The sequence below is a fragment of the Microcoleus sp. K1-B1 genome (assembly GCF_036704705.1).
Taxonomy (GTDB): Bacteria; Cyanobacteriota; Cyanobacteriia; order Cyanobacteriales; family Microcoleaceae; genus Microcoleus.
Genome location: NZ_JAUBSH010000027.1, coordinates 48731 through 58893 on the forward strand (window position 1 = coordinate 48731; position 10163 = coordinate 58893).

Sequence of the window (10163 nt, forward strand, 5' to 3'; positions counted from 1 at the left end):
ATCCTTAATTACTATATTGTCAAGACGTAGATGGCTAGTTTTGGAGCGGTTTCTCAAACAGAGTTAGGGCGCAGGCGCCAAAAGTTGCGGCAGCAGAGGCGCGCTCGATTGGCGGCTGTTGTGTGGCAAATGCTGGCAGCGAGTGCAATGGCTGGAGGTTTGCTGTGGTGGATTGCTCAGCCGGCTTGGTTGATTGCCCGATCGGAACAAGTGAAGGTGGAGGGAAATCAGTGGCTGTCGGATAAGGCGGTGCGGTCTTTGGTGCCGCTGTCTTACCCGCAGTCGCTGTGGGGAATTCAACCGCAGGCCCTGGCCGAAAAGCTGGAGTCAACGGGGCCCATAGCCCAAGCGAAGGTGACTCGTAACTTGTTTCCACCGAGTTTGACTATAGAAGTGGCAGAACGCTTGCCGGTGGCGGTGGCGCAGCCGAATACGGTGTTGAGATCGAACAGTGACAAGGAAAAAGTGGGGTGGCTGGACGCTCGCGGAGGTTGGATGCCGTCGGATAGTTATACTGCTGTACGATCGCAGAATAGTTCGATCGGGCCCGGCAGCATTCCGGGAACGCAGCCTCAGCGTTCTTTGCCCACTTTAAAAGTCATCGGGCCTTTGGAACAGTATCGCGCCTCTTGGCCGAAGTTTTACCAAGGACTCAGCGGCTTGACGGTGAAAGTGTTTGAGATTAATTGGCAAAACCCGAACAACTTGATCTTGAAAACAGAGATCGGTACCGTACACTTAGGGCCGTACAGTTCCAAGACTGCGGAGCAACTTAAGGTTTTAGACCGAATGCGACAATTGCCAAAACAGATAGATTCAAGCAAAATAGCCTACATTGACTTGAAAAATCCTGCTTCGCCGATCGTCCATTTGCCACAACTCCCCGGCAGTTTGGAGAGTTCCACTCCCGCACCCACTCGCGCCCGAAATTGATCCTCTGTCAACAGAAGGTAGAAGGTATCGATCGATAGGCAGAATTTTTGCCCACCAGGATCGATACGCAGGGCTGCAAATAAGGACACTTGTTTGATATCGAGTCGGGAAAAAAAATCTGATTTTTCTTTCCATCCCGATGGGGGAGGCTAGTATCAACTTTTTTTCTTTCTGACGCAGCGTACAAGCGCCCGGATTGGGGTCAATCGAGGTCTCAGCTTTGCAAAGCCGGCAAAATCCGAGATTGCTAACATTGAGCATCGATCTGTGTTAGTTTTTCGCGCAACATAGCCTATAGTTGATCGTGAATTGGCGTTTAGTTAACAATTTCGCGCCCTCGTGCCCCACACTAATTTGGTAATCCCTATCGGTGGGGGGATATAAGGTAGTTATAAACGAAACGCCCTGCGATCAATATTTACTACAAGCAAGTGAGGGAATAAGGCGATTAACTATATCACAATTTCTCCAGTTTTCTAAGAAAATTGTAAATTCTGTTAGAATTCGATGGAAGGTTGCACAATGCTCAGTTTGACGTACACATACCGAATTTATCCAGATGCCAGTCAAGAAGCCAAAATGCTTGCTTGGATGGAGATTTGTCGCAAAGTTTATAATTACGCTTTGCGAGAGCGAAAAGACTCGATAGCATCGCGTAAGTGTGCGATCAACGCTTGCAGTATTCATTCTGAGTACATCATTCCATCTGACGCAGCGTATCCTGACTATTACAAACAACAGAACGCCCTGACAAGAGCGAAAAAAGTAAATCCAGAACTCCAAGAGGTTCAATCGCAAGTTTTACAAGATGCCTTGAAGCGACTTGATCGGGCTTTCAAGTTTATGAAAGAACGTGGTTTTGGGTTTCCTAGATTCAAAAAGTTAGGTTCGTATCGGTCGTTTACTTTCCCTCAGTTCAAAGACTATCCATTGATAGGAGTACAAATAAAGCTGCCTAAGATTGGAGCAGTGCCAATTAATTTGCACCGCGCCATCCCAGATGGGTTTGTCATTAAACAAGTGAGGGTAATCAACAAAGCATCAGGATGGTACACTCAATTGATTTTGCAGTGTGATGTCTCTGTTCCCGATCTCATGCCTCATGGTTTGTCTATTGGCATCGATCTGGGATTGGAGAAATTCTTGGCTGTATCTAACGGTAAGTTACTCTCAAGACCACGTTTCTTTGTAGACTTGGAAAGCAAGCTTAAATGGCTGCAACGCAAGCTGAGAAACAAAACTAAGGGTTCTGCTAACTACCGCAAGATCCAACACAAAGTCCGCCTTCTGCACGAGCGCATTCATGATCTCCGTAAAGAGTTTCATTTCAAAACAGCTCATGCTTTATGCGATTTGGGAGTTGGAATGATTTTTGCTGAGGAGTTGAATCTCAAAATGATGAGTCGCGGGATGCTAGCAAAACACTGTCTTGATGCTAGTTGGGGCGGATTCCTCGATATCCTATCTTGGGTTTGCTGGAAACGTGGCGTGTACTTTGCTAAAGTTGACCCCAATGGCACTAGCCAAACTTGTCCTCAGTGTTCCACTCATACAGGAAAGAAAAAGCTGTCCGATCGCATTCATGCTTGTCATGAGTGTGGATACACAACAGACCGCGATGTTGCTGCTGCAATGGTAGTAGAACAAAGGGGTCTTGCCGCTGCGGGACTCGCAGTCAAGTTGCCTGTGGAGGTATAGTTATCGGGGACTTCGGTCTAGATACGACCAATGAAGCAGGAATGCCCATCTGTGAATTTGGGAAGCCTACACGCTCATTTGGTACTCCAAATCGGTGTATGGAGGATGTCACCAAGCTGTAATCTACTACCCCCAACTGTAATGAAGCTTAATAATAGACAGGGGTCTGACCAAGACAGTCCCCCTTCGGAAGAAGTAAAAAATTTTCCGGTGGCTGCAGATTCCGCCAATCCGTTTAGACGCAAGTCTGGTTATGTAAATGTAGATAGTATTGATATCGATCCTATGGTCAATCCCAAAGACATAATGCCCAGCAGTGCTGCCAAAATCAAAGTAATTGGCGTCGGCGGCGGTGGGGGCAACGCCGTTAACCGGATGATTGCTAGCGAGGTTTCTGGTGTCGAGTTTTGGTGCGTGAATACAGATTCCCAAGCTCTGGTTCTCTCAAATGCTCCGAAACGCTTGCAAGTCGGACAGAAGTTGACGCGCGGTTTGGGGGCGGGGGGCAATCCGGCGATCGGTCAAAAGGCTGCGGAGGAATCCCGCGACGAGGTTGCTAATGCTCTGAATCATGCGGATTTGGTATTTATCACAGCCGGCATGGGCGGCGGTACGGGCACGGGCGCGGCTCCGATCGTGGCTGAGGTGGCTAAGGAAATGGGCGCCTTGACTGTGGGCATAGTGACCCGGCCTTTTACGTTTGAGGGACGGCGGCGCACCAGCCAAGCTGAGGAAGGGATTGCGGCTTTGCAAACCCGGGTGGATACGCTGATCGTAATTCCTAACGACAAGCTGCTGTCTGTGATTTCCGAACAAATGCCGGTACAAGAGGCTTTTCGAGTTGCTGACGATATCCTGCGCCAAGGCGTTCAGGGTATTTCTGACATTATTACTATTCCCGGTTTGGTGAATGTTGACTTTGCTGACGTGCGGGCAGTAATGGCGGATGCGGGTTCGGCTTTGATGGGCATCGGCGTGGGTTCTGGCAAGTCGCGGGCTAGGGAGGCTGCGATGCAGGCTATTTCTTCGCCTCTGCTGGAAGCTTCGTCTATTGAGGGCGCTAGAGGTGTGGTGTTTAACATCACTGGCGGTACTGACATGACTCTGCACGAAGTGAATGCGGCGGCTGAGACGATTTACGAGGTTGTCGATCCGAATGCCAATATTATTTTTGGAGCGGTGATTGACGAGCGGCTTCAGGGCGAAATTAAGATTACTGTGATCGCTACTGGTTTTTCGGGAGAAATTCCGGCGCCTCCGACTCCGGGGCGGACGCAAAATGTTAATGCTCCTTGGCGGGCTGCAACTGTGCCGACAACTCCTGCTCAACAGACGCCCGATCCGAAAGCGAAACCGCCGCAGGATTTGGGATTGGATATTCCTGAGTTTTTACGCAACCGTCGCCCGCCAAGATGATTTTAGATTTTAGATTTTAGATTTTGGATTTTGGATTTTGGATTGAATCTCCAATCTCCAATCTCCAATCTCCAATCTAAAAAATCGAAAATCTCCAATCTAGAAAATCGAAAATCTCCAGTCTTCAATCTTCAATCTAAAATCTAAAATCTAAAATCCAAAATTTCCAGGGTTTGACCTGGTTCGGGTTCGAGGAGTTGGGTGGAGAGTCCCGATTTTGCTAGTAAATCGCGAAATTCGGGGATGCTACCGACCGATCGCACTAACATTGGTAAAATGCCTGTGGCTCGGATGTCTCCCGCCGCTGTAGGCAGAAAAAACCTAGGTTTGAGAGTTTGGGCGAGGCTGAGGGCTTCCGAAGGGCCGATGATGACTTGTCCGAGGAAGGGGAAGATTTGACCGATGACTGGGGCGATCGCTACGTCTACTGTGTCTATTTTCTGTTTAACTTTGTCTAATGGCGGTAAGTGCGGTTCGTAATAAAGTGTCTCGCCGCTGCTTAAATCTTTTAGCAAATAGCCGTTTTCTTCTTGTCCGGGCTGGACTTCGGCTCCGGGTACGGCTGTAATTTGTAACTTTTCTTGATAATTAAATTCTTGCCAATTTGCTAAAGATGTGATATTGGTGTAGCCTAAACTGCTGAGGACTTTGGTGGCGGTGGGTGAGGCGATCGCGGGAATTGTGCGATCGAGCTGTTCGAGTGTTGGTCTGTGGCAGTGGTCGTCTAATCCTTGGGAAATTAGGATGAGGTCGATCGGCGGTAAGCTGCTGGGAGTGAAGGCGACGGGGGTGTTGTGGTAGGCGGTGAACAGCCAGGGTTGACCGTAAAATACGAGGGGATCGACCAGCCAGGGATCGACGAGGATGGTTTGGCCTGCAATGTGGAAGATCCAAGAGTTGAGGTCGATTCGGGTAATTTTCACAGTTGTTTGCAATAATTCTTTACATTTGGTTTAATCATAGCTAATTTTGTTTGGGAATTTTAACCCCTTCGGAACCACAGGCGGGACGCCCGTGCCACGGGGAAGCACAGGCGGGACGCCCATGCCACGGGGAAGCACAGGCGGGACGCCCGTGCCACAGATATGATTGGGATTTGTCTGGTTCAAGTTGGCGTTTATCTGGGGTGGAAGAAGATGATTAAATCAAAGATTCCTGTGGCTTTGACTGTGGCTGGATCTGATAGTGGCGGTGGGGCTGGGATTCAGGCGGATTTGCGGACTTTTGCGTTTCACTGCGTGCACGGTACGAGTGCTTTGACTTGCGTGACGGCTCAAAATACTTTGGGGGTGATGCGAGTTGATGCTTTGTCTGCGGAGGCTGTGGCGGCTCAAATTGAGGCGGTGGTTGGGGATATTGGGGTAGATGCTGTGAAGACAGGGATGCTGTTGAACCGGGAAATTATGGCGGCGGTGGCTTTACAGGTGGAAGCTTTGGGAATCGGGAATTTGGTTGTCGATCCGGTGATGGTTTCACGATCGGGCGATCGATTGATTGATGAGGGGGCGATCGCATTTTTGCGGGAGGTTTTGATTCCTTTGGCTGCTGTCGTGACTCCCAATCGGTTTGAAGCTCAGATTTTGAGCGGTTTGGAGATTGTTTCTCTAGATGATATGCGATCGGCGGCGCAACAGATTTACCGTTTGGGCGCAAAGGCTGTTTTGGTGAAAGGTGGCGGGATGGCGGGAGATTTGCGGGGGATTGATGTTTGGTTTGATGGTACGCGGTTGGATGTGTTGAAGACTGAGAATGTTGATACTGGGAATACTCACGGGACTGGTTGTACTTTGAGTGCTGCGATCGCCGCTAATTTAGCTTTGGGTAAAGATTTGTTTACAGCGATAACATTGGCTAAGGATTATGTTACTACTGCTCTCAAATATGCTTTGGATATTGGGGAAGGCCAAGGGCCAGTAGGGCATTTTTTCCCCCTGTTACAGAAGTAATAAGTTATTTGTTACTTGTTTGAGTCTGCTAATAATATCAAATCCACGATTCATCGAAATTATTCCTCTCTCTCTTCTCTTCCTCTGTGTTCTCTGCGTACTCTGCGGTTAAATCATTCCGATCCAACCGGAATTGATATAACCAATAACCTGAGTGAACCGCCAACAGTCAACAATCAGTTAATTTCTTAATTTCTCAGGCGATAAAGCGATCGCCACCAAGTCTTCAATTTTCTTAATATTCGGATCGCCCGCTAAATAACCAATCCCTCGGTGCAAGTGCAGGCGAAATTGTTTGGCTAGAGTTTCTTTTTCTGTGCCTAAATTGTCTTGGTGACAGCGCTGCTTGAGGGCCATTATCAGGATATCGGCCATGTCGCCGCCGAAAACATCCCAGCTTAATTCGACGTTGCTGTCGCTGGGAATTGGTACTGGCGATGGGATGCTGGGCTCGGCGAGCGATCGGCAAAATCCCCACCTGCATAGAATATTCCACTGATCGATTTTGGTCGATCGTTTCAGTTTTGATAGTTGGTCTTTGCCTGTTTGGGAGAGGCGGATGCGATCGACTGGTGGTTCCATAGGTTTAAGATTTTTTGGTATATTGTAAAAAGTGTTAATGTTGGGGAAGCAAAGCCTCTAGATAACCCGAAATAATTAACATTTTTTTACACGGCGCGACTTGATAAAAAGGTTGTTTTTTGGTATTGTGATTGTAGTAGGATTTATCCTTAATAATGGGATGGTGGCAAAAATAAAATTTTCGCAACCATCCCATTATGCTATATATACTACCGCAACTCCCCAGCAAAGTCAAGGGGGTTGCGGCTATTTTTTAGGGCGAATTTTTATTCCCAGAAGTAACCTTTTTCGACGGTGGTTTGGTGTTTGGCGGAGTCGTATTTGAGGAGGTAGCTGTGGGCGATCGCCTCTAATTCTTGGAGTTTTTCGTATTCTACTTTTCTAATTTCCGTGTCGGTAGAAAGCAGGATGACTTGGTGGCTGGCCGAGGGGAAATAGCGTTCCACTAGGTTGTTTCTGTGGGAGGAGTCGAGGCGGCCCAAGGGAGTGTCGATCGCCACTGGCAATTGTCTCCCGGATACTCTCGCCAATCCCCACAAAAAGGCGATCGCCAGCAATTGTTTTTCCCCGGCTGAAAGTCGGTGTTTGGGTACTGGTTTGCCTTCTGGATCGTAAATGGAGAGGCTAAATGTTTGAGTGTCGATCGCAACTCTGTGCACGAGGTCGGTTTTGTGCAACAGGTAGCGGAAACAGTCGGTAATTTCTATTTCGAGTTTGTTGAGTTTTTTGAGGGTGAGTTTTTCTTTAAAGAGTTTTAGGGTAGCTTGGGCTTTGGCGATCGAAGCGATGACGTGTTGGCTGTTTCTGATGGTAATGAATTCGCTGCTGTAGTTTTCTAATTCTTTTTGGTTTTTGGCTAATTCTCTCTCTAATTCATCGACGCGGCGGTTGGCTGATTCGCAGGCTGCGGATGCGATAGCGACTGCTTTTTGCGCTTTCCTGACTTCTTCTTCTAGTTTTTCGTAGGCTTCGGGGGAAGCTGCGGCTGCGAGTTCTCTGTCTGTGAAGTCGATTTCTGATTCGATGTTTTTGATTTCTTCTATTTGGTCGCGGGCTAGAATTTGCTGGGTTTTGATTTGGTAGCTAAGAAGGTTTTCTAGTTGTTGGATGCTGTTGTTGTCGGCGTTCATCCAGGGCGGGGCGTCTGTTCCGGCTTGCTGTTCTAGTTCTTGGTTTTCTTGGCGGATGAAGTCTTGAATTTTATCTAGCTGTTGGGGATTTAACGAGATTTCCGCGATATAGTTGAGAAGGCGATCGCTTCTTTGTTTGATAACATTTTGGGCAATCTTTGCTTGCTGCTGGCTGGCTTCGGTTTCTGCTTGAATTTTTGCTTCACTTAGCAAGGGCGAAATTAGGGCTAGTGGTAGCGTATTTGATGCCAATTCCATCATGGCTTGACGGCTTTTGTCTGCCTTATTTCTGTAGTCATTTAGCTTGCTGTCTAGCTGACTGCGATCGGCGGCAATTTTGCCGCCTTCTGAAATAAACTTGTCTGATGCTTGTTTCTGATTTTTTTGAGCTTTATCTAATTCGTTTTTAAAGCTGGCTTGTTCTTGCTTAGCTAAGTCTATTTTATCAGTAATTTCCTTAAAAGTTTGTTCGATTTTCTCTAAAGCAGCCAAGTCTTTTTTGCCAGCAATTTCTTTCCGCTTGCGGCCTGCTAATATTTCTAAATCGACGGCGAGGCGTTCTGCTAATTCTAAACCTAAAAGAGATTTAATCGCCCCGACGACAAACTCTGGCGGTGTTTCGAGTTCGGCAAGTTCTTTTACTTGTTCGCCGTCAAACAAAAATAGGTTGGATATTCCGACGGGCAAAAGGGTTTCGATGTATTCGTCCCAGGTGTTAGTAATTGCTTTGTCCGACCACCAATCGCTGACAATTTCGCTGTATATGAGAATGCTTAAATTGTCTTTTATATCTAATTTTTTCCAGTATCTAACTATTTTGAATTGAGTTAATTTGTCGTCTTGGACTTGTTCAAATGTTAGTTCGACGCGGGTATCTTCTAATGGGGGAGTGTGGCGGTTGACGCATTGATTGAGAAAGTCGCTGTAGCTTAAATTGCCTCTGGTGGAACATTGGGCTCTGCCGCCGTAGAGGGCGAGGCGAATGGCGTCCATGAGGGTGGTTTTGCCGCCGCCATTCATGCCGCCAAATAAAATGACTGGGCAGGGATTTCCGTCTTTTTCGGGGCGGAGATTGATGGTTTGGGTGCCTGCATAGGGGCCGAAGTTTTTGAGGACGAGTTCGAGGAATTGCATTGTAGATGTTGTTGAGATGGGATGAAAGTTGGTGGGTGCGATCGGCGTGTCCGACAGTCCGGGGTCGATCTGTGAGTCCCCCAGTACGACAGGGATTGAAATCCCTGTCTCATAGCTGAAGTCCTCTGAAGAGGACTGAAGTTTGTGACTGTTGAATCTGGGTTTTTAGTCGGTTTTAACCGACTTTCGCTATGAGACGGGGATTTCAATCCCCGGCGGGTTTGTGGGTAAGTGCGATCGACTCGATTGGTCGATCGGGGTCGATCTGTGAGTCCCCCAGTACGACAGGGATTGAAATCCCTGTCTCATAGCTGAAGTCCTCTGAAGAGGACTGAAGTTTGTGACTGTTGAATCTGGGTTTTTAGTCGGTTTTAACCGACTTTCGCTATGAGACGGGGATTTCAATCCCCGGCGGGCTTGTGGGTAAGTGCGATCGCCCCCAAAGTCCGAATAGCTGGAGAACCCGCGAGTCGGAGAGTCGGCTAATGTTGTTCAATTAATTCTCTGCCGAATTCGGGTGCCACCGGGTGGGTGGATTGTCTTGATCCGTGATTTGTTCTAAATGGGAATTGGTGGTTTTTTGCAAGTGATGTTCCTTTTGATTTATCACATAAGCGACTGCTGAGTCTAGTTGTTTTTGTCCTAAAGAAAATACTCCGTATCCTTCTTGCCACGAAAATTTATTGGAATTTTGCGAAGTTTGATTGAGATAACGGCTGCTGCTACCTTTAATATTTTTAACGAATTCAGCGATCGATTGTGTCGGAGGAATGGAAACTATTAAGTGGATGTGATTTTCTGTGCCGCCGATCGCATGAAGGATGCAATTGAGGCTGTCTGCTTTGCCGATGATATAAGAGTAAAGTTCGGTTTCTTTTGCGGGAGAGATGAGAGGCTGTCGCTCTTTTGTTGCCCAAACTAAATGATAGTACAGCCGCCACATTGCCATAAAGATTTTTCCTCCTAATTTTTTAGGTTAATTTATCATTTTGTGAGCAAATCCGAGAGTGCGATCGGGGTCGATCGGCGAGTCCGACGATCCGACAGTCCGAGAGTCCGACAGGGATTGAAATCCCTGTCTCATAGCTGAAGTCCTCTTAAAGAGGACTGAAATCGGCGATCGTTTGATTTGGTTCTTCAGTCGGTTTTAACCGACTTTTGCTATGAGACGGGGATTTCAATCCCCGGCGGGCTTGTGGGTAAGCCCAATCTTGCAGAGGACAATCGGGGTCGAGAGTGCGATCGCCGTCGATCGGCGAGTCCGACGATCCGACAGTCCGAGAGTCCGACAGGGATTGAAATCCCTGTCTCATAGCTGAAGTCC

9 protein-coding genes are annotated in these 10163 nt (G+C 47.7%); 4 read left to right on the forward strand and 5 right to left on the reverse strand.

Annotation, left to right across the window (positions count from 1 at the left end; genetic code table 11):
* The first annotated feature begins 30 nt into the window (after positions 1-30).
* From QUA83_RS12670 to ftsZ, 3 genes are all read left to right on the forward strand, one after another.
* Positions 31-933 carry an FtsQ-type POTRA domain-containing protein gene (locus QUA83_RS12670; RefSeq protein WP_333293496.1) on the forward strand — a complete coding sequence of 301 codons (903 nt, stop codon included), beginning with the start codon at positions 31-33 and terminating at the stop codon, positions 931-933.
* A 522-nt stretch (positions 934-1455) separates the two neighbouring features.
* Complete coding sequence (locus QUA83_RS12675; protein WP_333293497.1) at positions 1456-2631, forward strand: transposase; 1176 nt, start codon at positions 1456-1458, stop codon at positions 2629-2631.
* Positions 2632-2772: 141 nt separating this feature from the next.
* The gene (gene ftsZ, locus QUA83_RS12680) at positions 2773-4047 is read left to right on the forward strand and encodes a cell division protein FtsZ (RefSeq protein ID WP_333293498.1); all 1275 of its coding nucleotides are present in this window, start codon (positions 2773-2775) and stop codon (positions 4045-4047) included.
* 143 nt (positions 4048-4190) lie between these two features.
* Here ftsZ and QUA83_RS12685 read toward each other — a convergent pair whose 3' ends face one another.
* Positions 4191-4970, reverse strand: a complete 780-nt coding sequence (locus QUA83_RS12685) for an MBL fold metallo-hydrolase (RefSeq protein ID WP_333293499.1) — start codon at positions 4968-4970, stop codon at positions 4191-4193.
* 213 nt (positions 4971-5183) lie between these two features.
* On the opposite strand from QUA83_RS12685, the gene thiD reads away from it, so the two are divergent.
* Positions 5184-5993 carry a bifunctional hydroxymethylpyrimidine kinase/phosphomethylpyrimidine kinase gene (gene thiD, locus QUA83_RS12690; protein WP_333293500.1) on the forward strand — a complete coding sequence of 270 codons (810 nt, stop codon included), beginning with the start codon at positions 5184-5186 and terminating at the stop codon, positions 5991-5993.
* Between the two features lie 180 nt (positions 5994-6173).
* Here thiD and dndE read toward each other — a convergent pair whose 3' ends face one another.
* From dndE to QUA83_RS12710, 4 genes are all read right to left on the reverse strand, one after another.
* Positions 6174-6575 (reverse strand): DNA sulfur modification protein DndE, encoded by a 402-nt coding sequence (dndE, locus tag QUA83_RS12695; RefSeq protein WP_015179042.1) that lies wholly within the window; start codon positions 6573-6575, stop codon positions 6174-6176.
* A 266-nt stretch (positions 6576-6841) separates the two neighbouring features.
* Positions 6842-8839, reverse strand: coding sequence for a DNA sulfur modification protein DndD (gene dndD, locus QUA83_RS12700; protein WP_333293501.1), 1998 nt, complete (start codon positions 8837-8839; stop codon positions 6842-6844).
* A 496-nt stretch (positions 8840-9335) separates the two neighbouring features.
* The gene (gene tnpA, locus QUA83_RS12705; protein WP_333293502.1) at positions 9336-9788 is read right to left on the reverse strand and encodes an IS200/IS605 family transposase; all 453 of its coding nucleotides are present in this window, start codon (positions 9786-9788) and stop codon (positions 9336-9338) included.
* A 148-nt stretch (positions 9789-9936) separates the two neighbouring features.
* Positions 9937-10163, reverse strand: a 227-nt coding sequence (locus QUA83_RS12710; protein ID WP_333293503.1) for a hypothetical protein, incomplete at its 5' end; no start/stop codon positions are given.